General features: G+C 70.2%; 15 protein-coding genes. 4 read left to right on the top strand and 11 right to left on the bottom strand.

Annotated elements, in window-relative coordinates:
• The first annotated feature begins 24 nt into the window (after positions 1-24).
• Positions 25-672 carry a dolichyl-phosphate hexose transferase gene (locus Q0916_RS07785; RefSeq protein ID WP_414689323.1) on the top strand — a complete coding sequence of 216 codons (648 nt, stop codon included), beginning with the start codon at positions 25-27 and terminating at the stop codon, positions 670-672.
• 54 nt (positions 673-726) lie between these two features.
• On the opposite strand, the gene Q0916_RS07780 is transcribed toward Q0916_RS07785, so the two are convergent.
• The 5 genes from Q0916_RS07780 to Q0916_RS07760 all read right to left on the bottom strand — a co-directional run bounded on the left by Q0916_RS07780 (position 727) and on the right by Q0916_RS07760 (position 7562).
• Positions 727-1659, bottom strand: a complete 933-nt coding sequence (locus tag Q0916_RS07780; protein WP_299236344.1) for an NAD-dependent epimerase/dehydratase family protein — start codon at positions 1657-1659, stop codon at positions 727-729.
• Between the two features lie 127 nt (positions 1660-1786).
• On the bottom strand, positions 1787-3940 hold the full coding sequence (locus Q0916_RS07775; RefSeq protein WP_299236343.1) for a glycosyltransferase family 39 protein: 2154 nt from the start codon (positions 3938-3940) through the stop codon (positions 1787-1789).
• Between the two features lie 165 nt (positions 3941-4105).
• On the bottom strand, positions 4106-5227 hold the full coding sequence (locus tag Q0916_RS07770) for an extracellular solute-binding protein (protein ID WP_299236341.1): 1122 nt from the start codon (positions 5225-5227) through the stop codon (positions 4106-4108).
• Between the two features lie 38 nt (positions 5228-5265).
• The gene (locus tag Q0916_RS07765) at positions 5266-6447 is read right to left on the bottom strand and encodes an alpha-1 4-glucan-protein synthase (protein WP_299236340.1); all 1182 of its coding nucleotides are present in this window, start codon (positions 6445-6447) and stop codon (positions 5266-5268) included.
• A gap of 23 nt (positions 6448-6470) precedes the next feature.
• Positions 6471-7562, bottom strand: coding sequence for a lysylphosphatidylglycerol synthase transmembrane domain-containing protein (locus Q0916_RS07760; protein ID WP_299236338.1), 1092 nt, complete (start codon positions 7560-7562; stop codon positions 6471-6473).
• Between the two features lie 234 nt (positions 7563-7796).
• Here Q0916_RS07760 and Q0916_RS07755 point away from each other — a divergent pair, with 234 nt between their 5' ends.
• Entirely contained in the window at positions 7797-8597 is an 801-nt protein-coding gene (locus Q0916_RS07755; RefSeq protein WP_299236337.1) for an SDR family NAD(P)-dependent oxidoreductase, read from the top strand.
• Between the two features lie 25 nt (positions 8598-8622).
• Here Q0916_RS07755 and Q0916_RS07750 read toward each other — a convergent pair whose 3' ends face one another.
• The 3 genes from Q0916_RS07750 to Q0916_RS07740 form a co-directional block, all read right to left on the bottom strand.
• Positions 8623-11337 carry a PAS domain S-box protein gene (locus Q0916_RS07750; protein ID WP_299236336.1) on the bottom strand — a complete coding sequence of 905 codons (2715 nt, stop codon included), beginning with the start codon at positions 11335-11337 and terminating at the stop codon, positions 8623-8625.
• 166 nt (positions 11338-11503) lie between these two features.
• A complete protein-coding gene (locus Q0916_RS07745) occupies positions 11504-11974 on the bottom strand; it encodes a hypothetical protein (RefSeq protein ID WP_299236335.1) in 471 nt (156 codons plus the stop codon).
• 120 nt (positions 11975-12094) lie between these two features.
• On the bottom strand, positions 12095-17491 hold the full coding sequence (locus Q0916_RS07740) for an AMP-binding protein (RefSeq protein ID WP_299236334.1): 5397 nt from the start codon (positions 17489-17491) through the stop codon (positions 12095-12097).
• A gap of 119 nt (positions 17492-17610) precedes the next feature.
• Between Q0916_RS07740 and Q0916_RS07735 the strand changes: the two genes are divergently transcribed.
• On the top strand, positions 17611-18222 hold the full coding sequence (locus Q0916_RS07735; protein ID WP_299236333.1) for a VOC family protein: 612 nt from the start codon (positions 17611-17613) through the stop codon (positions 18220-18222).
• A gap of 6 nt (positions 18223-18228) precedes the next feature.
• Here Q0916_RS07735 and Q0916_RS07730 read toward each other — a convergent pair whose 3' ends face one another.
• The 3 genes from Q0916_RS07730 to ppc all read right to left on the bottom strand — a co-directional run bounded on the left by Q0916_RS07730 (position 18229) and on the right by ppc (position 22823).
• The gene (locus tag Q0916_RS07730) at positions 18229-19182 is read right to left on the bottom strand and encodes a DUF7260 family protein (protein WP_299236332.1); all 954 of its coding nucleotides are present in this window, start codon (positions 19180-19182) and stop codon (positions 18229-18231) included.
• An 83-nt stretch (positions 19183-19265) separates the two neighbouring features.
• Positions 19266-20051, bottom strand: coding sequence for a VOC family protein (locus Q0916_RS07725; protein WP_299236331.1), 786 nt, complete (start codon positions 20049-20051; stop codon positions 19266-19268).
• A 96-nt stretch (positions 20052-20147) separates the two neighbouring features.
• Positions 20148-22823 (bottom strand): phosphoenolpyruvate carboxylase, encoded by a 2676-nt coding sequence (gene ppc / locus Q0916_RS07720; RefSeq protein WP_299236329.1) that lies wholly within the window; start codon positions 22821-22823, stop codon positions 20148-20150.
• 138 nt (positions 22824-22961) lie between these two features.
• On the opposite strand from ppc, the gene hisS reads away from it, so the two are divergent.
• Positions 22962-24037: histidine--tRNA ligase (hisS, locus tag Q0916_RS07715; RefSeq protein WP_299236327.1), on the top strand; the 1076-nt coding region annotated here is incomplete at its 3' end.

Below are 24037 nucleotides of genomic sequence, written 5' to 3'. Positions count from 1 at the left end.
GGGTTCGAGGACCTCAGCGTCGTGATGGGGACGTACAACGAGGAGGCGGCGATCGGGACCGTCCTGACGGACATCGATCGGGTCACGGACGGGCGAGCCGAGGTCGTCTGCGTCGACGGCTCCTCGGACCGGACGCCGGAGATCGCCCGCGAGCACGGCGCCCGCGTCATCGAACAGGAGCCACAGGGCTACGGCGTCGCGGTCCGGGAGGCGCTCCTCGCCCCCGACCGCCCCGTCGTCGTCACGACCGACTGCGACGACACGTACCCGATGGAACAGCTCCCCGAGTTCCTCTCGTTGATCAACGAGGGCCACGACGTGGTCAGCGGCGACCGGCTGTATCACGGCGCCGAGACGATGCCGGCGTTCAACCGCTTCGGCAACCGCGCCTTCGCGCTCGTCGCGAGCGTCCTGATGGGCCGGCGGGTCCACGACACCACGACCGGCATGCGCGCCTACCGCCGCGAGGTCGTCGAGTCGATCCGCTGGCGCGAAAACACCGGGCTCTCGGCGGAACTGCTCATCAGGCCGCTGATGCGGGGCTACGACGTCCGCGAGCACCCGATCGAGTACGCCGAGCGCCTCGGCGAAACGAAACTCGACCCGATCGAGGGCGGCCTCGCGATCGGCAAATCGATCGTCTCGGTCTGTCTCGAAGAGCGGTTCCGGTAGCTCCGGCCGCACCCGAAACGGCCTCCGGTCGCACGCCGCGCGCTTTCTGTCCCGTCACAGCTCCGCGCGGAGCTCACGCGTCGCCCGCCTGACCGCCTCGTCGCTCCCGATCGAGGGCTCGTAGCCGAGCCCGGTGAGCTTCTCGATCGAGAGTCGCATTCGCGGGACGTCGCCGGTCCAGCCCCGGTCCCCGCCGGTGTACTCGTACGCCGGCGAGAGCCCCATCTCCTCGGCGACGATGTCGGCGATCCGGTTCACCGAGGTCGTCGTCCGGGTCCCGAGGTTGTAGGTCGCCATCGGCCCGTCGGCGTGCTCCTCGACGTACAGCATCGCGTCGATGCAGTCCTCGAGGTGCATGTAGGACTTCTCCTGGCGGCCGTCCCCGAGGATCCGCAGCGTCTCGGGGTCCTCGCGGAGCTTCTCGATGAAATCGGGCACGACGGCCCCCCGGAGCCCCGGGCCGACGATGTTCGCAAAGCGGTAGTTGTAGACGGTGAGGCCGTGGGCGTGGGCCCCAGTCGAGAGGACGGCCTCGGCGGCGAGTTTGCTCGCCCCGTAGCCGCTTATCGGCTCCAGCGGGGCGTAGTCCTCCGGCGTCGGACGCGGGGCCTCCCCGTAGACGGTCGAACTCGAGGTGAAGGCGACCTCGGGGATGTCGGCGTCGAGAACCGCCTCCAGCAGGGCGTAGGCCATCCCGGTGTTCTCGCGGAACTGCCCGCGCGGGTCGGGGTCGTTCACCGCCTTCCGGGAGGCCAGGTGGTAGACGATCCCGTACTCCGGCGTGACGACCTCGGCCAACGCCCCCGATCGCGTCAGGTCCCGTTCGAGGAACTCGACCCCCTCCGGGACCCGGCTCTCGTCCCCGTTCGAGAGGTCGTCGACGACGGTGACCTCACGACCCTCCTCCCGGAGCCGCCGGGCCAGCCGCGACCCGATGAACCCCGCGCCCCCGGTGAGGAGCACCCGCTGTGCCGTTCCGGACGTCACCGCCCCGTCCCCCCGCCCGCGAGTGACGTCGCGGTCGTCGGGTCCGCCTCGGGAGCCGCCCCCGCCGTTCGTTCGATCACAGTCCCGCCGGTCCGTCCGTTCCCGTTCGTCGGTGTCTCCGGTTCGTTCATTGGTTCTCCGTTCGCGTGGTCCGCCATTGTCGTTCCGCCGTCGTTTCTCCGTTCGGAGCCGCCTGCCGCGTCGCCGGCCTGTCGCTTGCGCCCTCCGCGGACTCGATCCGTGTCTCGAAGCGCACCCCATCGAGGTGTGCGTCCGGGTCGTCCGGGAGGTAGGTCCCCTCGTTTCCGCACTCGGTCACGAGCCGACAGACGTACCGCTCCGGCGGCCAGACGACCTCGACGCCGCCCTCTGTCGTCCGGACGCTCGCCTCCTGGCGGTAGGTGAGCGTCGAGCCCCCGGGCTGGACGAGCGTCACGGTCACCACGACGGTTTCGGGGCCGTCGAGTCCGACGACCGCGTCCGCCCCGGGGGCGTCGAGTCGCGCGCCGTCGCCGCGCAGGGACCACCCGACGGCGAACGACTCCGTCGGGTCCTCGACGGTGTATCCGGCGCGTTCGTCCCCGCCGGCGTCCAACCGGACCCGGACGCGGTCGACGCGGTCGGGAACCCCGACGGTCGTCCGCGCGCGCAGGGTCTCCCCGCGCCGGGGTTCGATCGCCTCGAGTTTCGGCGTCACGCGGCGGGCGGCGTCCGGCGTCCACTCGCCCTGGTAGGCGTAGCGGTACCGCGTCCGATCGGGGTAGGCGTCGATCACCTCGAAGTCCTCGCCCGGACCCCGATCGAGCGCGTACACGACGTCCCCGTCGAGGCCGGGGTCGTTGCGGAGGTACTGAAACGGGTGGTTCTGCCACTCCCCGTACGGCGTCGGGAGAAAGACAAGCGCGTCGTCGAACGACGCCTCCTCGATCGGTTCGTACGCGGTCGCGTGCTTGTCTCCGTGCGCCGCGTTCCGCTCGAGCGGTCCGGAGACGGCCGCGGCGTTCACCGCGCCCGCGAACACCACGGCGGCGAGGACGACGGCGACGACGAGGCCCCGCGCCGCCGCCGGCGACACCCACCGTCCGAGTTCGGACCGGAGCGCGGGCAGCGCCCGCCAGCAGGCGACGGCCGCGATCGCGGCGAACACCGACAGCGGAACGAGCAGATCGAAGTGGTATATCGGGCCGAACTGCGAGACGATCCCGTCGGTCGGGTCGGTCCGGGTCGCGAGCATGTTGTGGTTGCCCCAAAAGAAGACGTTCCCGACCGGGACGGTGACGAACAGGCCGCCGACGAGCGCCGTTCCGGGCCGCCGCACCGAGCCACGACCCTCGACGTCGTCGATGGCGTTCCCGGGTCCTGTCCCCGGACCGAGCGCCGGCCCGCGGCCCCGAACCGCGCGGTACAGCGCGTACCCGACCCCGCCGAGGGCGAACGCGCTGCCGACCGCGCCCGCGGTGAACCACCGCGTCAGGAGGTACCAAAGCGCGTAGCCGTTCGACTCGAGCGCCACGGCGGGCGAGTACACGATCGAGTGCTCGAGGATCCGCCGCCGCCCGAACCCGGGGCCATCGAGCGGCGCGAAGGCCTCGTAGGGGAACACGAGCGGCGAGCCGGTCATCCGGAGGTTGTACGCGAGCGTCACGCCGACGAAACACAGGCCGATCGCGGCGGTGAGGCCCTGTCGGCGGACGGCCCCCGACGGCGGCCAGAGCCCCTCTCTGTGAAGCGAGGCGACGACCCGATACAGCGCGTGACAGACGAACGGAGCCGCGAACAGGACCGCCGTGAACGGCCGGGCGAAGAAGGCGATCCCGATGGCGACCCCGGCGACGGCCGCCGCGGGGGCCGACCCGTCGCGAAGCCCCCGCAGATACGCGACGGCGAACAGGAGGTTCCAGAGCGTCGTCGGCGCGTACGGGAGGAATGCCGCGGTCGTGACGAGCGCCATCGGCGACGCCGCGAACGCGACGGCGGCGACCGCGCCCACCCGGCGACCGGCGAGCATCGTCCCGAGGAGGTACACGAGCGCCGCGTTGGCGGCGGCGACGACCGCAAGCGTCACCCGCGGCTCCCCGAACAGCCCCATCGAGACCGCGAACATCGCGGCCGGAACGGGGGTGTACTTCGGGTAGAGCCGCCCGCCGTCCTCGATGAAGAACCACGGCCGGAACGCCCCGGCCAACTCCCCGGCCTGTACCGCCAGTTGCCCCTCTAGAAGCATCGCCGCCTGGAGCAGATAGACGGCCTCGTCGTGGTTGCTCGAGTGGTACCCGAACACGGTCGCCGCGACGGCGAAAACGGCACCGCCGGCGGCGACGGCGACGAAAAGCCCAACGAGCGGCGCCCGCCCGACGCGACCCCGGCCGAGGGCGGGGCTGCGTGCGGACGAAAGGCGTCGACGGAGCGCGCGGATCGGTGGGGGCAACACGGTGGACGCGGCCGTTCAGATGTCGACGCCGGCCTCCCGCATAAGATCAACGGTCGCCTCTAAGTCCGAGAGCTGCGTCAGGTCGATGTCGGGGACGTCGAGTTCGTCGACCGTCGGGAGGCCCCCGATCGGATCGACGTCCGGGACGAGCGGGTACTCGAAGGTCGATCGCGCGAAGTAGTCTTGGGCCTCCGCCGAAAGGAGGTGTCGGACGAAGTTCCCCGCGAGTTCGGCGTCCGAGGCCGTGTCGACGACCGCCGCGCCGGCGACGTTGAAGACGGCCCCGGCGTCGCCGCGGGTGAAGGCCGTCCCGATCGACGCGCCGGGGCTCCCGTCCAGCACCCGCTGGATGTAGTAGTGGTTGGTGAACGCGGCGTCGATCTCACCGTCGGCGATCGCCTGACAGGCGGCGAACTCGTCTGGATACGCCCGGATCCCCGCCTCGAGGACGCCGTCGATCCACTCGCGGGTCGCCTCCTCGCCCTCGAGAATGCGCATTACTGTGAGAAAGGCCTGACAGGAGCCGTAGGAGGGCGCCCACCCGAGGTCGCCGTCGAACTCGTCGGGATAGACCATGATGTCATCGGGCATGTCCTCCTCGGAGAGGACGTCGGTGTTGTACGGGACGCTCCGGGCGCGGCCGGACGTTCCGACCCACTCGTCGGTCCGGAACTCCGAGGGGACCATCCCGAGGACGTCCTCCGGGAGGGAGGCGGTGCGGCCCTCCTCGGCGAGCGCGCCGAGGGCGCCGGCGTTGACGGAGTAAAACACGTCGGCCGGCGATCCGTCGCCCTCGTTGACGATCTGGTTGACGAGGTCCGTCGAGCCGCTGTACCGGACCGTGAGCGAGAAGTCGTCGTACTGGTCCTCGATGAACTGCACGAGCGCGCCGACGAGAAACTCCCCGCGCCCCGAGTAGACGGTCAACTCGCCCGACAGCGGCGGCATGTCGGCGATCGGCATGCCGCCCGGCGCGCCGCGTCCCTCCCGGCCGGACCCGATCTGACCGACCGGGGAGTCAGTCGGCTCGTCGGTGTTTCCGCTGAAGCACCCGGCGAGGCCGGCCGCGCCGAGCGCGCCGACCCCCGCGAGCACGCGGCGCCGATCCAGTCCGTCTCCGAGTTCGTCGCTGTCCATATTTTTAGGCCTACCTAAACATTGTTATACCTGTCGGTTCAGTCGTCCGCCGCCGCCGGAACGCGGTCGAGCGCGTCGAGACACGCGAGCCAATCGCGCATGCACTCGCCGACGTGGTTGAAAAACGCCCCGTTCCGGAACTCGTCGAAGGAGCCCTCGGCGAGCCGATCGGCCATCGCGCCGTAGATCTCGGCGTACCCGTCGGCCCCCTCGCCGGCGTCCTCGACGATGCGCCAGAGGTGCTCGTTGAGCTCGAGCCCCGCGACCTCGTTGTGGAGGTCGTCGAACGTCGATCGGGCGGCCTTGTTGTGCTCGCACAGCGGCCGGCCGTTGTAGATCTCCGCGCCCAACACGTCGCAGGCCCGCTTGAGGAACACCCCGCTCCAGATGTCGTCGAACCGCCCCACGTCCCACTCGTTGTCGTCCATCGGAAGCTGATAGAACGCCGGGATCACCTCCCGGCGGAACGCGAGGTTCATCGAGCAGACGGTGAGGTAGTTGCCCGGGGCCGCAACGAAGTCCCGGGGGAAGTCCTCGGCGCTCGTCCGGGTCTGGGCCTGCCCCTCGAGGTCGCCGTCCATCAGGATCCGAACGGCGTCGAGATCGGGGACGTTCGTCCAGAGCCCCTGGGAGGCGACGACGTCGCCGGCCTCGATCGTCCTCGTGTCCGTCTCGACGGTCTCGTCCATCGCCGAGTAGGGGTATCCCCGTGGGTAGAGGCTGTGTTCGTCCGCGCGCTGATACAGGACGTTCACCCACCGCTCGTCCGAGCGGACCGACTCGACGTCGCCGCCGAACGCGAGGTTCCGCATGTGGCGGCCGAAGTAGTCGCTCCCGTCGTGCGGGAGCGTGTCGTCGTCGATGAAAAAGCCGTACTCGAAGCGGTCGTGCTCCCACATGTACAACAGCCCGAAGCTCGTCTCGGCGTGACTGGCGGCCGGGACGACGTGGCCGTACTCGGCGATCCCGTGCTCGTCGTACCACCGCTCGCGGCGGGTCCCGTCGAAGACCTCCCCTGAGACGTCCAACTCCTCGAGGGTGTCCCGCATCGCGTCGGTCTCACAGAAGTCCTCCGTGACGAGCACGAACTCCAGCCGCGACGTATCGAAGCCGTGTTCGCGGGCGTTCTCGACGTAGGCCCTGATGCAGTCGTACTCCCGGATCGTCGGGACGATCACGCAGGTGTCCCGCTCGGCGCGTCTCGAGGCGGTCGGACTCATTGCTAGCCATGGTTTAGGCTGGCCTAAATATCTGACGATGCCGCCGCCGGGTCGGCGTCTTCGGGGGCGGCCCGCGGAGAGACGTTAAGAGCGGCGGCGGCGACGGCGCCGCCGCCGAGCGTCACGGCGTTTTTGAGCGCGTGATCGAGCACGGCCGCGGCCAGCGCCGCCTCGGGCGCGATCGGTGCGACACCGACGACGATCCCGGTAAACGCCGCCTCGTACAGCCCGATCCCGCCCTGCGAGAGCGGCAACACCTTCGCGAGGTTCCCGACGCTGACGGCGAGCGTCCCGACGACGAGAAGCGTCGGCACCGACACGCTCGCGCCGTCGAAGCCCACGAGCGCGCCGAGCACCGCCACCGCCGTCAGGACGTCCGCCGCCCAGATTGCGAGGCTCCCGGCGTAGACCGTCGCGATCGCCCGCGGGTTCGCCGCCACGACGCGGACGCTGGCGCCGAACCGGACGAGCGCGTCGGCGGCCGAAGACAGCCGCGTCCCGGCGGCGCGGTCCCGGAGGGCGCCCCCGATCGGCCGATCGCTGCGGGCGACGGCGACCGTCGAAACCGACAGCGCCGCCGCCGAGACGGCGATTGTGACGGCGACGGCGGCGCCGGTCGACCCGCCGGCGAGCGTGACGTCCCGGCCGCCGAACGCCAGCAGGGCGAAGGCGACGCCGCCGAGCGCGGCGACGGCCAGCAGATCGAACACGCGCTCGACGGCAAGCGACGCGACGCCGGTCGGGTACGGCACCCCGCGGCGGGTCTTCAGGACGTACGCCCGGACCCCGTCGCCGGCGCGGGCGGGCACGACGAGGTTTGCGGTCTGGCTCACGAGAACGGCGGCCGTGAGAAACGCGGTCCCGTACCGTCGGTCCATCGCCGCGAGCACGTCGCCGTAGCGCCGCCCGCGGAGCGGCCACGAGAGCAGGTAGACGGCGAGCCCGACCCCGAGAAGCGCCGGGTCGGCCCGCCGGAGCTGTGCGAGCGCCGCGCTCAGATCGACGGTCCGGACCGCGACGGCGCCGACCGCGACGACGACGAGAACGGTCCCGAGCACCGCGAGCCGGCCCCTCGAACACGAGCGGCGGACCCACGCCGGGAGGCGGCCGCTCATCCGCCCGTATCCGACGGCCCGAGGGCCGGGCGGGCTCGGTTCGACCCCCGAGCGGGAGGCGCGGCCGTCAGGCCGCTCTCGTCGGGGCGCTTTGCGCCGTCCATACCGATTTAGGTTCGCCTAAAGAACTTAGTTCTGACGTTGTTCGGGCGGTCCGAACAGGCGGCGCGGTCCGAGCCGGCGGCGAGGGGCGACCGCCGGAACGGTCAAGAGCGTCGTCGTCCAGGCTGGCGTATGCAGACGGTACTCACCGGCGCCGCGGGCGGGATCGGCCGAGCGATCGCCGATCGGCTCTCGGCGGCCGGACACGACGTCCTCGCGTTGGACCGCCGCGACGACGCCCTCGGCGACCTCCCGGCCGCGGTCGAGACGGAGGCGGTCGATCTCACGGACGCCGAGGCCGTCGAAACCGCCCTGGCCGGCGTCGACCCCGACGCCCTCATCACCGCCGCCGGCTGGTACGAACTCGGCGCGCTCGAGGAGTGCTCGCCGGCGCGGTTGCGCCGCCACGTCGAGGCGAACCTGCTGACGGTCCACACCGTCGTCTTCGCTTTGGCGTCGCGGCTCCGCCGCCGCAACGGACGGATCGTCGTTGTCGGCTCTCTTGTCGGCCGCGTCTCGCTGCCGTACCACGGCGCCTACAGCGCCTCGAAGGCCGGGCTCGCGGGGTACGTCGGATCGCTCCGGCGCGAACTCGCCGACCGCGGCGTCGACGTCTCGCTCGTCGAACCCGGGCCGGTTGCGACCGGGCTGAACGAGCGGGCGAGCGACGCCCTCGAGGGACGCACGGACAGCGCCTACCGGGCGGCCTACGACGCCTTCGAGGGCTACCGCCCCGAGAGCGCGTCCTCGCAGGCCGTCGCCGACGCCGCGGTCACCGCCGCGACGGCGCCCGACCCCGACCCGCGGTACCCGGTCGGGACCAGAGCGCGGCTCCTCCCGGTGTTGCAGTGGCTCCTCCCGGCGTCGGTCTTCGATACGCTCGTCGCCGCCGGGATGCCCGACGGGCTCCTCGGCCGCCTGATCGACGGGTGAGCGCGGACCGGGCGTTCCCCGAGTTTCAGGCGGGGTCGATACCGACGCCGGTGATCTCGAAGCGCGCGCCGCCGTCGGCGCTCTCTGTCGCCCGGATCTCCCAGCCGTGGGCGTCGACGATCCGCTCGACGATGCTGAGCCCGAACCCGGTGCCGTCCCGTCCCGTCGAGTAGCCGGGCTCGAAGACGTCCCCGCGCTCGTCTTCGGAGATCCCCGGTCCGTCGTCCTCGACGTAGAGGCCGCTGTCGAACGCGCCGACGGTGACGGTCACGCCCTCGCCGCCGTGTTCGATCGCGTTCGCAAAGAGGTTCTCGAGGAGCCGCCTGAGCCGCCCCGGATCGCCCCGGACCGTCCCGTCCGTCTCCACGCGGAGGTCGGTGTCGGCCGCCCCGACGGTCGCCCAACAGCGCTCGACGAGCTCCGCGATGTCGACCTCTTCGGCGTCGGTCACGGCGTCGCCCTCCTGTGCGAGCGCGAGCAGGTCCTCGATGAGCGCGTTCATCCGGTCGTGGGCCCGATCGACGGCGGCCAGGTGCTCGCTGTCGCTCGCCCCCTCGCGGGCCAGCGCCAAGCGCCCCTCGGCGGCCCGAAGCGGGTTCCGGAGGTCGTGGCTGACGATCCCGGTGAACTCCTCGAGGCGCTCGTTGGCGCGCTTGAGCCGCTCGCGCTCGGAGATGTCGACGTACATGGCGACCGTGCCGACCGTTTCGCCGTCGTCGTAGTACGGCACCGCGCGGAGCAGCGTCTCGACGGTCTCGCCGTCGGCGGCCACGAGGTCCCGCCGTTCGGTGCCGGACACGTCCGACATCGCGCGTTCGAACCCGCCGCTTTCGAGCAGTTCAGCGGCCGAATCGGGCGTGTAGTACGCCGCGAGGCCGCTTCCGATCGCGTCGTTGCGCTCCACGCCGAGGGTGTCGAGAAACCGGTCGTTGCAGTCCTCGATCACCGGACGCCCCTCGACGTCCCGCGCGATGACGGCCATTATCGGTGCCTCCTCGAACAGGAGCCGGTACTGGGACTCGAGTTGGGTCTCGGTCGCCTCCATCTCCCGGTTCGTCTCGCCGAGTTCCCGGGTCCGCGCCCGGAGCCGCTCGGTCCGTTCGATCTGCTCTATCGCCGCCGCGACGTTGTTGGCGAGTATCTCCCCGAGGAGCACGTCCTGCTGGTCGAAGGCGGCCGCCGCTGTCGATCCCGCAAGGAGGATCCCGTGATCGCCGATCGGCAGGTACAGTTCGCTCCGGATGGACATCTCCGCGTCGTAGCGGTCCCGATCGCCGTGGACGTCGTCGAGCGCGAGCGCGTCGCCCGTCTCGTAGACGCGCCAGGCGATGCTGTCGCCGCCGTCGAACGTCGGCGGCTCGCCGAGGAGTTCGCGGGTCCGCTCGGTGACCGCGGCCGGCCGCAGCACCGACCCGCTGTCGCCGTCGCCCCCGTCCCGGAAGTAGACCCCGTTCGACTCCAGGCCGAGGACGTCCCGCGCGAGTTCGACGCCGACCTCGGCGGCCTCCGTCTTGTTTTCGACGTCGAGCAGTTCCCCGGTCGCGCGGTTCAGCGCCTCCAGTCGGTCCTCCCGCTCGCGGCGGCGCGTGACGTCGCGGCCGGTGACCAACAGCGAGACGATCTCCCCGTCGTCGTTTCGGACCGGCCGGAACACCCCCTCGACGGCGTAGGACCCGCCGTCCGGCCGGACCCCCTCGAGTTCGAACTCGACGTACTCGCCGTCCGCGGCCCGGTCGATCCACGCCTCGATCTCCGCCCGGTCCGCCCCCGACCGCCCCACCCACGACGTTTCGATGAGCGGGTCGCCGATCGGGTCCCCGGACCCGGCGTCGGCGTACTCCATCGCCGTCCGGTTGATGTCGATGACGCCGCCGTCCGTGTCGAGCAGCCCGGCCAGGAGGTTCGGATCGTCGAACACCGCCCGGTAGCGCCGCTCGCTCCGGCGGAGTTCGTCCTTGCGCCGTTCGCGTTCGGTGACGTCCCGGAACTGCGAGTAGATCGCCACCGCCTCGCCGTCGTCGTCGGTCACGACGCGGTTGTGCCACTCGCAGACGATCCGCTCGCCGTTCTTGCGGACGTTCTCGTTGCGGCTGTAGTAGCCGTCATCGTTCTCGAGGAGTTTCTCGACGACCGTCGAGACCGACTCCCGTTCGGCCTCGGGGACGATCCGCTCCCAGGACTCGCCGATCAGCTCCGACTCGGCATATCCGAGGATCTCCTCGGCGGCGTCGTTCATGCGGGCGAACTCGAAGCGCTCGTTCCACTCGACGACGCCGAGCGGCGACTGCTCGAAGAGCAACGAGAGCCGCTGTTGGCTCGCCTCCGCCCGGCGCTTCGATCGGTACTGTTCGACGGCGTTTGTGATGCGGTTTGCGAGGACGGCGTATTGGCTGTGTCCGGTTTTCTTTTGGAGGTAGTCGGTGACGCCGGCGGAGATGGCGTCGCTGGCGATTTCCTCGCTGCCCTTGCCGGTGAAAAGTACGAAGGGGAGTTCGGGACACTGTTGGCGGACGGTTTCGAGGAACTCGATGCCGTTCGTTTCGGGCATGTCGTAATCGGAGACCACACAGTCGATGTCGGCGTCGGGGTCGGCGAGTCGCTGGGTGCCGGCGGCGGCGGTGGTGGCGGTTTCGACGCTGAGGCGGTCGTGTTCGCGTTCGAGAAACGAGGCGGTCAACTCGGCGAACTCGGCGTCGTCGTCGACGTGGAGCACCCGGACCGTGTGTGGACCCGAACTCATACTCGAAGGCGTCTGCCGTCGGTTGCGCGGCATGGTACATAAATTCTTGAGAACAATTGCCGAACGTAACGCACCCCCGAGCGCCTACCGCTCGAGGTGTCCGACGGACTGACAGCGAGAACGACTCGAAAGCTCACCGGTCGTTTTCCGCGTCTCCGAGCCGCGTCTACCCGTCTGTCTCGAGGCTCTCGGTCGGGTCGGCGGCCGTTGCGACGTCCTCGCTGTGGTTCCGCGCGATCCCCACCCCGACGACGACCCCGTAGGCCGCGATCGCGAGCCAGCCGTACCCGACCACGTCGAGCCCGGCCGCGCTCATTCCGCCGAGCACCCACCCGAAGGAGACGGCGGCCCACACCGCGAGCGCGAGGATGTACCCCTCGAAGGGCCGTCCGGTCACCGTCGCGTCCTCGAACGTTTCGACGCGTTCCTCGGCCGCGTCCGGCTCGATCACCTCGTCGTCCTTCGCCGTTATGCCGACCGAGACGAACACCCCGGCCGCCGCGACCGCGAACCACGCGTAGCCGACGATCGGCAGCGCGACCTCGATGATGCCGAGCGCCCACAGCGCCGTGAACCCCGCGACGACCACCGCGACGGCGGCGTACCCCCTGAAACACTGTGTGAGTACCTGTCGCATACGGTCGGCTACGAATCGGTATGAAATAAAACTGTTCCACGCTCCGAAACGAGCCGAACGTTTATACGCGGCGACTCGACCCGCCCGCCGGATCGCCGCGCCCGACGGCGACCCGCCGGCTCACTCGCGGTCGGGACGGCCCCAGGCCTTGTACAGTTCGCTCCGGTTTCGGAGCCCTTCGGCCGGGAGCGCGTGATCGACGACGTAGGCCTCCGCCTCGTGTTCGTTGTCCCACATCGCCTGGTGGGCTTCGGGCAGGTCCGCCCACTCGACGACGAGCGGCGGCGTCACGTCGAGCGCGCCGGCGTCGATCTCCGCGTTGAGCTGTTGGATCTCGTAGGCGTTCGAGAGATGCGAGCCCAGGATCGACGCCGTCGGCATGTGGATTCCGCGCTGTCGCATCCACACCTGCGGCGCGTAAAACGAGTACCGCCGTCCCTCGAGGCTCTCGCTGTAGACGACGCGGCCGGTGTGGGGCCGGACGAGCATCGTCGAGACGCCGAGGGCGTCGTGGCCGGCGCGATCGAAGACGACGTCGGGGTGTCCGCGGGGGTTCTCCGGGGTGCGGAGGTGCTCGCCGACCGCCTTGCCGAGCGGCTTGAACGCGCCGTCGGTGTACGCCTGAACGGCCCGCTTGAACGCCTCGGGATCGGCCTGGGGGTGCGGGAACTCCGGCAGCGTCTCGGGCCACTCGAACTCCTCCTCGCGGCGTTCGAGCCCTTCGATCGAGACGACGGCCGCGACCGCGTCGCCGTACCCGAGCGACTCGACGAACTCCGCCTGCTCGTCGGTGTACGCGACGACGACGACGTCCGCGTCGGCGCCTCTGCCGGCCTCGATCGCCCGCAGCCCCGTCCGGTCGAGGACGCCCTCCGGACCCGTTTCGGTCCCGTAGTAGACGACCAAACCGTCGCCGGCCTGGAGGTCGACGCGATCGAACATCTCCCCCGGCGTGCTCTCGCCGGGCTTGCCGAGAAACGTCATCCGGTACCCAGTCGAGGCCCCCCAGAAGGTTATCATCCCGCCCTCCTCGAGCAGCTGGAACGAGCGGGGGAAGGACTGCTCGCCGGCGTGGCTGACGGCGTAGTCGGCGAGTTCGCCGCCGTGTTGGGCCCGGAACCGCTCGAGCAGCGGCTCGCCGGCCGCCCGCCAGGCGTCCCACTCGTCCGGGTCGGCCGGGATCGGCCCCCAGATGTCCGCGAGTTCCTCGCTCTTGCGGTTGATCGCCCCCGCGCCGGTGCCCTCGATGCGCTCGGCCCGCTCGGGGCTCGAACACAGCCCGGTCACCGACACGCCGTTGCGCTGGGCGGTCCGGACCGCCTCGTACCCGGTGCCGGTCGCGCCGCCCTCGACGAACATCGACGTCCCCGAGTGGATGTCGAGCGTCGTGAAAAGCGCCCGGTAGACGGTGCCGAGCGCGAGGACGTAGGACCCGGCCTCCTCGATGTTCGTCTCCTCGGGGATCGGGTGGACCTGCGGCGCCTGCGCGAGCATGAACTGCTGGTGGCTCCCGTTCGGCACCTCGTACCCCTGGATCGAGAAGCCGGCGTACATCGGGTCCAGGCCCATCCGCGGCGAGAGCAGGTCGCTCTGTCCGGAGTAGGTGGTGACGAGATCGCCGAGGCCGATCCGACCCTCCTCGCGGACGGCCTCGCCCATGTCGACGACGAGCGCCGCGCCGCCGCTCCCGGTGATGTGGTAGTCCCGATCGTGGTTGTCGAACTGGCTCACGGGGATCCCGGTGATCGCCCAGACGTCGTTGAAGTTCACCTCGCTCGTCAGCATGTACAACAGCACCTCGTTGGGCCCGGGCTCCTCGACGGGGTAGATGCCCTCGACTTCGGCGTCGATCGGGTCGCCGTGGGCTGGTTCGGCCGTCCCGCGGTCCTTCTCGACCGCGAAGCCGTACTGCCACTCCGGAAGCTCGTCGACGCCGGGGTAGAACGGCTCGCCGATCTCCAACAGTTCGCCGGCCTCGGCGAGGTCGTCGGCCTCGGCGACCGACGGCGCCCCGTCGGGACGGACCGGAAGCGGCTCGGCCCGACCCTCGAGGAACTTCTCGATCCCCGCCTTGCCGCCGTCGGGGTCGACGACCGCCGAGGCGAAGTTCTCGGCCTCCCGCTCGAAGCCGGCCTCGATCCCCTCGTCGAAGCCGGTCCGGACCGCCTCGATCGCCCGCTCGAAGGCGCGCTCTCGTCCGGTCGAGACGGCCTCACACTGGCCTCGGTTGCGCGACACGAGCGGCTCCCCGAGGACGCTCTCGTCGAAGGTCCCGGGGTCGGCCCACCGCGCCCGCGCCGCCTCGCGGTCCCGATGGGCGTCCCCGAGCGTGTCGTCCTCGCCGCGGAGGTACCCCCGCGCCAGTTCCGCGGCCCGCATCCGGGCCGGAACGTCCGCGATCTCGTCGACGAGGCCCGCCTCGAGGGCCTCCTCGGCGTCGATGTCGCGGCCGTTCGTGATGGCGGTTACGGCCTCGACGAGGCCCTCGCGGCCGTTGGCGTCGGCGAGTATCCGCGGCAGCCGTTGGGTCCCGCCGTATCCGGGGATCAGGTTGAGCCGGAGCTCCGGTTGGCCGAACGTCGCGTGGGGTTCGGCGACCGTGTAGTGCGCCGCCAACTGCAGTTCGTTGCCGCCGCCGAGGGCCGCGCCGTCGACGGCGGCGACGACCGGCACCGAGAGCGTTTCTATGCTCTCGAAGGCCTCGTGGGCCTTCTTCGCCAGCGTCCGCGCCTCGCCGTGCTCGTGGACCTCCTCGAGGAACTGCTCGATGTCGGCCCCGGCGACGAACGGCTCGCCCTCGCTGGCGAGGACGACCGCCCCCACGTCCTCCTGGCGTTCGAGGTGCTGTGCGACGGTGTTGAGTTCGTCGAGCGCCCGCTCGGTGAGGGCGTTGACCGGCGGGTTGTCGATCGTGACGGTCGCGACGTCTCGGTCGGCGCCGGGGACCGGGTTGTACTGGACCGTCGAGAAGCGGTACTCGTCGAGCAGTTCCTGCTGGCGGGCGATGCGTTGGTGTCGCCGCCACCGCTCGGCCTTCGGCCGGATCGCCTCGATCGCCTCGGGGTTTTTCAGCGTCGTCGTGTCGCCGACCGGGTCCCCGGAGAGAAGCGCCGTCAGCATCCGGCGCATGTACTTGCCCGAACGGGTTTCGGGGAACTCCGAGACCTCGATGAACGCGTCGGGGACGGCGACGACGCCCTTCTCGTCGCGGACGAGCGCCGACAGCCGGGTTTCGACCTCCGTCGTCAGCGACTCGCCGGAGCGCGTCTGGACGAACGCGACCGGCGTCCGACCCTTCTCGTGGTGCGGCGCGCCGACGACGACGACGTTCGCGACCGGCGTGTCGGGGGTAAGCTGTTTGTCCCGCAGCATCGCCCCCTCGATCTCCTCGGTCCCCATCCGGTGGCCGGAGACGTTTATCACCTCGTCGGAGCGCCCGTGGAGGCTGAACGAGCGGTCCTCGTAGCGCTTTGCGACGTCGCCCTGCAGGTACGCGTACTCGTCGTCTTTCTGCACCCAGTACACGTCCTCGAAGCGCTCGCGGTTGCCGTCCCACTCGGCCGGCCGCTCCGGGTCGAACGCGTCGCCATCGCCCCAGACGGTCCGCATCAGATACGGGTACGGCTCGCGGATGATTATCTCGCCGCGCTCGTCGTACCCGGCGGACTCCCACTCGGTGCCCGCCTCCGTCTCCGTTTTCGTCCAGACGTCGCCGAAGACCCACGGACACGGATACGTGTGGGCGTCCGGGCGCAACTCGAAGTCGTCGTTGTCGTAGAAGTGCGTCCAGACGATGCCGCCGTGTTCGGTCGCCCAGTAGGAGTTGATGTACCACGGACAGACCTCCTCCATGCCGAACTCCTGGACGGCCTCGTTGACCGGCTCCGCACAGAACGTCGCGACCCGGAGGCTCTCTGTCGACCACTCGCGCATCTCCTCGACGTTGCCCTCGTCCTCCATCACCGTCTTCAGGAACGTCACGCCGGCTTTGAACACGTCGACGTCGTACCGCTCGATGATCGAACTGAACCGGCCGGCGTCGGGGTACAGCGGCGACCCCTCGGCGACGACGCTCGTCGTCCGCGTCGAGAGCGCGGCGCTTATCAGGTACGACTGCCCGGTGATCCACCCCGGGTCGGCGACGACGAAGATCGTGTCCTCGCCCGGAACGACGTCGAAGGAGACCGACATCGTGTGGGCGATCCCCGCCGTGTACCCGCCGTGAACGTGGACGACGCCCTTCGGCTTGCCCGTCGAACCGCTCGTGAAGATGACGAAAAGCGGGTACTCCGCCCCGACGGGGACGGGCCTGTTTGTCGCCCACAGCGCGCGCACGAACCCCCGATCCGAGCGTTCGAAAAGCGCCCCCTCGTCGTCGAGTTCGAAGCCGGCCTTCCGGGCGTTCTCGAGAACCTCCTCGCGGGCTCGCTCGTGAAGTTCGTGCGCCCAGTGGTCCCGCTCGTACAGCTGGATCTCCTGGCCGGTGTGCTCGACGACGACGACGTCGTCGACGATGTGCTCGGCGTCGACGAGCGACTGTGCGATCCCGGTCCGTATCTCGGTCGCCCGGTCCGGATCGACCGCGAGATCCGACAGCGCGCGCCCGACGCCCCGCATCGCGTCGGCCCGATCGACGGTGATCTCTCCTTCGATCGTCTCGTCGACGGCCGCCCGGATCCGCTCGGCGCGCGCCGCCGTCGCGTCGAGCTCCGAGAGGGCGTCGTCGACGACCGCGGTGACGGTCTCGACCGGCAGGTAGTCGTCGAGAGCGGGGTCGCCGTACTCCTCTTTGTACGGGACGGCCTCGGCGTTTCGGTACCCGCCGTCGGCGGTGATGAGCACCTCGGCGTCGAGTTCGGCGATCCGATCGGAGAGCGTCTTGTCGCTGAACCCGCCGAAGACGGGCGTGTACACGATCCCGAGCCGCTTGCACGCCTCGATGTAGTAGATCTGCTCGAGGACGTTCGGCATATTGAACGCCACGCGGTCGCCGGTTTCGAGCCCGAGGTTCCGGAGGACCCGCGCGCGGACGACGACCTCGTACAGCAGTTCGCGCCGCGAGACCGCCTCGGAGACGACCGCGCCGCCGCGGCCGTCCGTTTTCGATTGGTCCCAGCGGTCACCCTCGAAGCGGAAGGCGATCTCGTCGCCGTGCCCCCCGAGGACGTGTCTGTCGACCTCGTTGAAACAGGCGTTCGTCTTCGCGCCGACGAACCAGCGGTACAGCGGCGGATCGGAGTCATCGAGCGCGATGTCCCAGGGGTCCGCCGACGCGGGGCGCTCGAGGGCGGTCGGCTCCCCGTCGGTGTCGAACCCGCGCCACTCGCCGTCGGCGACCGTCGCCCAGGCGTCGGCGTCGGGGTGGTACCAGTGGACGGTCCGTTTGGCGATGTCGCCGTGGAACGACCCGGGATCGGTCCGGGCCCGTTCGCGCATCGACGTCCAGTCGTCGGCGTTGCGGATCGGGTTCGATCGGGCGTCTCGGGGTGTCTCCGAGGGCTTCGGGTGCTCAGACATACACGGTCGTCCGTGCATGATTCGGGCTCACTGAAAAATCGGTCGACGGACGGCGGGCGACCCGCGGCCGCCCGACGGCGAATATACTTCAACTCGGCGGCCGTACCACCGGCGAGTACATGTCACGGGAGACGACGGACGTCGACGCGGAGCCGCCGGACAGCCCGATCTCGCTGCGAGGAACGGATCACATCACCGTCGAGGGGACGAACACCGAGGAGACGATCGAGTTCTATCGGGACCTCCTCGGGATGCCGCTCGTGCTCAGCCAGCCGAACCTGGATCGCTCGGAGCTGACGCACCTGTTTTTCGACACCGGCGACGGCCGGCTGCTCACCGTCTTCGTCAGCGACGAGCGCGACTCGGCCGACGCCACCGCCGCCGCCCCCGGCCAGGTCCATCACCTCGCCTTCCGCATCGACCCCGACGAGATCGACGAGATCGCGCGCGAACTCGACGACGCCGGCTACCCCGTCAGCGAGTACGACCGCGGGGCGTTTCACTCGCTGTACACGGAGGACAACAACGGGCTGACCCTCGAGTTGGTCGCCGACAAGTTCGCCGTCCCCGACGACAGACGCGGCGAGGTGTTGGCGACGGCGCAGCGACACCGCGTCGAACGGGGCGCCGAGTACGTCGACTCCGAGCACATGCGCGCGGCCCTCGAGGAACTCGGGATCGAGGTCGTCGAGCGGGAGATCGGCGACGCGCCGGCCGGCCGCGGGCGGTAGGGCCGCTCACTCCGCGCGAACGACCGCCCGAACCACGGCGCGGCGGCGGTCCCGGAGCCGCTCGATCCGCTCGGCGGCCGCCCGGAGCGCGGGGAACGTGGCGTCGAGCTGTCGGTAGAGGTACTCCTGTAGGGACCCCGCGCCCCCGTCGGCCCCGGGGAGCCACCCGTCCGCCCGGTGGATCTCGCGCTGTCGGTCCTCGAGGAGTTCCCGACACCGCGTTTCGCTCCGGCGCAACTGCCGGTCGTACCCGACGAGCGTCCCGAAAGACTGCCCGGAGAGGTCGGTCTCGGGGGCGTCGTCGAACGGCACCGCCGTCGACTCGATCCGCCGCCGTGCCTCCGACAGCGAGTCGCGCTCGCCGTCGAGCGCGTTCAAAAACGCCCGCCGCTGCGTCGCGGCGACCGCCGCCCGATCGTGCAGGGCGCGTTTGAGTTGGGGGCCGAACCGCTCGCCGCGGAGCACCGCCCCCGCGACCTCCGGGCCCAACTCGGCGGTCATGTTCTCTCCGATGCTCTCGCCGTACGCCCGCTCGTAGTCGGGCGTGTCCATCACCGTCCGGCGGTACGCGTCCCGAACCGTTTCCGTCGGTGCGTCCCGGACCTCTGGCGAAACGAGCGTCGCCGCCGGGCGACCGGTCGGCGCCCGACCGTCGGCGTCGATGGACCCGACGGCGTCGGCGAACTCCCTGAACGCGTCGCGCTCGGCCTCGACGGACGCCCGTTCGTCCTCGACGCGGGAGACCGCCCGGCGCACGTACCGGGTGACACAGACCCCGCCCGCCAGAAGGCCCGTGCCGGTCGGCGAGAGCGACCCGCCGAGGGCGAGCCAGGCCTGGCCCGAAAGCGGCCTCGCCGCCGCGGGCGGGAGCCGGATCGCAAAGCCGTTCACCACGAGCAGACAGAGGACGACGACGGTCACTCGAACGCTCGCCGACCGGAGCGGGTGATATACTGCCATTGGTCACTGTTCTCATGGTAACAAATAACACTGTTGCCGGCGACGCGGGCCGCCCTCGGACAACTGAAGCGGATCCGACCTTCTCAGAACGGAAACAGCGAGTCGGCGTCGGGATCCCGCTCCAGGAGTTCGATCTCGTGGCCGTCGGGGTCCGTTACGAACGCGTAGAGATCGTTGCAGGAGGCTGGATCGCGGTCCTCCGGCACCTCCCGCAGCACCAACCGCTCGTAGTCCTCGTGGAGGTCATCGACGCGCACGCAGAGGTGGCCCCAGCCGTCGCCGTCGCCGTAGCTTCGGCCGTCGTAGTTGTAGGTCAACTCGACGCTCATCGCCTCGTCGGCGGCCCCCCTGGGCTCGACGTAGAAGTTCGCGAACGTGTCGGCCTCCCAGCGCCCGACGCCGACGTACTCGAACTTCCGGGCCCAAAACCCGAGCGCCTCGTCTGCGTCCTCGACGCGGATCATCGTGTGATCGATGCTGTAGCGCGACCCCTGTTCGCGCCTCACGAGTTCGATCTCGTGGCCGTCGGGGTCCTTCACGAAGGCGTACCGGCCGCCGCAGGACTCGGGGTCGCGGTAGTCCTCGACGCCGCCCTCGATCAGCGCCTCGTAGGCAGACTCGAGGTCCCGAACCCGGACCGCGATGTGGCCCCACGCGTCGCCGATCTCGACCTCGTCGTCGCCCTCGTTGCTCGTCAACTCGAGCATCGCCTCCTCGTCGCCCATGCCCTCGGGCCCGAGGTAGGCGATGCTGAACCCGTCGCCGTCGTAGCGGTCTTTCAGCTCGTAGCCGAAGTGGGTCCGGTACCAGTCGATCGATCCCTCGAGATCGCCGACGCGCATCATCGTGTGATCGAGCGTTCCCGTCATACCACTGAGGTAGCGGCGGCGGCGTACAAAAACGTAGTGACGGCGGCTCGCGCCGGGGGTCGGCGGTCGGCCGCCGGCCGGCGGCCGCCTCGCGACTCAGCCCGTGTTCTTGACGCCGGCGGCAATTCCTTTCACCGTCAGCCGCAGCGCCCGTTCTTCGAGTTCGGAGCGGTCCTCGTTCGCGAGCAGCCGGATCTGCAGCAGGTTCAGCGGGTCGACATAGGGGTTCCGCCGGTCGATGCTCTCGGCGAGCCACCCCCGATCGAGGAGCGACTCCCGGCCGGTGATCGCCGTCACCAACTCGACGGCGCGGTCGTGTTCGGCCCGGATCCGCCCGAAGATCCGCTCCCTGAGGTCCCCGTCGACGAGCGCCGCGTACTCGGCGGCGATCCCCATCTCCGTGCGGGCGAGCGCCAACGCGGCGTTGTCGAGCATCGTCCGGAAGAAGGGCCACTCCTCGTACATCCGCTCGAGCGTCCCGATGTCGCCGCCGCCCTTGAGGTAGGCGTCGAACCCCGTCGCGAGCGAGTACCAGCCGGTGATCGGACACCGGGTCTGCGTCCAGGCGAACACCCACGGGATCGCGCGCAGGTCCTCGACGGTCCGCTCGCCGCTCCGGGAGGCCGGACGCGAGCCGAGGTTGAGGTCCTCGATGACGGAGATCGGCGTCGCCCGGCCGAAGTACTCGAGAAAGCCCTCCGTCGAGAGCAGGTTGCGGTACTCAGCGCGGGCGGCGTCGGCGGCGGTGTCCATCGCCTCGATCCACTCCTCCTCGAGGGGCTCGGGCTCGTCGTCGAGCGCGCGCAGTCGCGCCCGGACCTGCGCGTTGAGCATCTGTTCGATCTCGCGCTCGGCGATGGCCGGGTTGGCGTACTTCTCGGCGATGGCCTCACCCTGTTCGGTGAACTTCACGTCGCCGGTGACGGTCTCGGGCGGCAGCGCGAGCAGCGCGTCGTTCATCGGCCCGCCGCCGCGGGAGATCGACCCGCCGCGGCCGTGAAACAGCCGCATCTCGACGCCGTAGTCGTCGGTGATCTCGCCGAGGCGCTTCTGGTTGCGGTACAGCGACCACTGGGCGGCGAGATAGCCGTTCTCCTTGTTCGAATCGGAGTAACCCAGCATGATCTCCTGGGTGTTTCCGCGGGCTTCGAGCGCGGCGGCGTAGGCCTCGTTCTCGAACAGCGTTCCCATGATCCGGCGGGCCCCCGAGAGCGCGGACTCGGTTTCTAACAGCGGCACGACGTCGAGCCCGCTGTGGCCCGGGAGGTCGACGACGCCCGCCTCGCTCGCCAAGAACAGCACCTCGAGGACGTGCGATGGCTCCTCGCACATGCTGATGCAGTAGGTGTCGATCGCGTCGGCGCCGTACTCCCGCTGCCACTCGCCGAGAGCGTCGAAGCGCCTGAGCACCCGCGCTGTCGTCTCCGAGAGCCCCTCGGTCGCGTCGAAGCCGACGAGCGAGGGCGCCTCGAGGGTCGCCTCGGTGAGGAACTCGACGCGTTCGGCCTCCGTCATCCCGTCGTAGTCGACGCCCTGCCGTTCGAGCACCTCGGCCACGGCCGTCGTGTGGTTCTGTCGGTGGTCCCGGAGGTCGAGACTCGCCAGGTTGAACCGGAACGTCTCGACGGTCCGGACGAACGGATCGAGGTGCGTCTCGGCGATGTCGGCGGCGTCGTTGGCCCGCAGATCCGCCGCCAGCGCCGCGAGATCGGCCCGGAACGACTCCGCGTCGTCGTAGCCGCCCGGCCGGACGTCGCCGACCCGATCGAGCCGTTCGTACATCAACAGCAGCTTCTGGCGGTAGGGCTCGTTGGGGTAGCGCGTCTCGGCGTCGACGGCGGTCGTCGGGAGCCGCTCTTTGTCGTCGGCGATCGAGGCGGCCAGCCCCTCGCCGAGGTCGATCTCCGTCCGGTCTTGGGTGAGCGTGTTCGAGAGGGCGGTGATCCGGTCGCGGTACTTCTCGATGACGACCTCGCGCTGGCGGGCGAGCGTCTCCGTCGTCACCTCGGGGGTGACGTAGGGGTTGCCGTCGCGGTCGCTGCCGGCCCACGAGCGGAACTCGAGGAGCTTCGGCGCGGACCCCTCCGGCGAGAGGTCCGTGAGCTTCCCGTAGACGCCCCCGACCACGTCGAAGAGCACGTGCTCGAGGTACCACTGGACGTTCTGGACCTCGTCTCTGGGCTCCGGTCGGCGCTCTCTGATCTGGGGCGTCTGCCAGAGGCTCGTCACCTCCGCGCGGAGTTCCCGCTCGAGGCGCGCGGCCTCGTCGTCGGTCACCAGCCGCTCGTCGAGCCGTTCGAGGAGCCCGGCGACTGTCCGCAGCTTCGTGTTCACCGTCTTCCGGCGCGCCTCCGTCGGGTGTGCGGTGAAGGTCGGCTGGATCAGGACGTCCTCCAAGACCCGGGTTCGGGTGCTTTTCTCGACCGCAGAGAGGGCGTCGAAGGCCTCCTCGAGCCCCTCGTCGGGGGCCGCCGCCTGCGACTGCTCGCGGAGCGCCCGGACCCGTTCCCGTTCCTCCGCCAGGTTGATCAACTCGAAGTACGTCGTGAACGCGCGAGCGACGGTCAGCGTTTCGCCGTCGTCGAGCCCGGACAGAAGCGATCGGAGCTCCTCGCGGCTGTCCGCCTCCCCGTTGCGGTACCCGGCCGCGGCCGTCCTGATCGATTCGACCGTCTCCAACGCGCCGGGCGCTCCCTGTTCGGCGATCACGTCGTCGATGAGCGCGCCGAGTTCTCGGATGTCCTGACTGATGTCGCGGCGGTACAGCTCCATACCGGGCTCGTGGGCACGGTAACGAATAACAGTTTTCGATCGACAGAGGGCTTCCGGTCGATCCCCGGCGCGGTCGGCGCCTCCCCCGATCGGCGGCGGGATCGCACCTTTTAGGGGTTCGCCCGCGAACCCTCCGGCATGTACGACGGCCTGAAAGGGTTCCGCGAGTTCTACCCCGGCGAGATGTCCGCCCGGCGGGCGATGGCGGACACGATCGAAGAACGGGTGCGGCGCTACGGGTTCCGGGAGATCGGCACGCCCGCGCTCGAACGGACGGGGCTGTATACTGAGAAGTCCGGCGAGGAGATCGTCGAGGAGCTGTACGCCTTCGAGGACAAGGGCGGCCGCGAGGTGGCGTTGACCCCGGAGCTGACGCCGACCGTCGCCCGCATGGTCGGCGACCGGGGAAGCGCGCTCGCAAAGCCGATCAAGTGGTTCTCGACGCGGCCCTTCTGGCGCTACGAGCAGGTCCAACAGGGCCGGTTTCGGGAGTTCTACCAGACGAACGTCGACGTCTTCGGCTCCGATCGCCCCGTCGCCGACGCCGAGGTCCTCGCCGCCGCCGCGGACGTGTTGACCGGGCTCGGGCTCACCGGCTCGGACTTCGAGTTCCGGGTCTCCCACCGGGACATCCTCGGCGGCCTCCTCGGGTCGCTCGACAGCGACGTCGCCACCGCCGAGGCGATCCGGGCGGTCGACAAGCGCGAGAAGATCGACCGCGAGGCGTACTACGACCTCCTCGTCGACGCCGGCCTCACGCGCTCGGAGGCCGAGTCCTTCGACGCGGTGTTGGGGACCGACGACCTCGACGACCTCGTCGCGTTCGCCGGGACCGACCGGATCGCCGCCGCCGTCGAGAACCTCCGGGCCGTCCTCGAGGCGACCGCGGCCTTCGGCGCCCGGGAGTACTGTACGGTCTCGCTGCGGACGGCCCGCGGGCTCGACTACTACACCGGCGTCGTCTTCGAGTGCTTCGACACCGCGGGGGAGGTCTCGCGGTCGGTCTTCGGCGGCGGCCGGTACGACGACCTCATCGAGGGCTACGGCGGCGAGCCAACCCCGGCCGTCGGCGTCGGGATCGGCCACGAGACGCTCTCGTTGCTCTGTCGGCGGGCCGGCGTCTGGCCCGAGGAGTCCGTCGAAACCGACTACTACGTGCTGACCGTCGGCGACACCCGCGACGTCGCCCTCGGGATCGCCCGACAGCTCCGGGA

Source organism: Natronomonas sp., from assembly GCF_028274965.1.
In the GTDB taxonomy this organism is placed as follows: Archaea; Halobacteriota; Halobacteria; order Halobacteriales; family Haloarculaceae; genus Natronomonas.
Note: the sequence above shows the minus strand (reverse complement) of the source record. Positions and strands in the feature narration are given on the sequence as shown.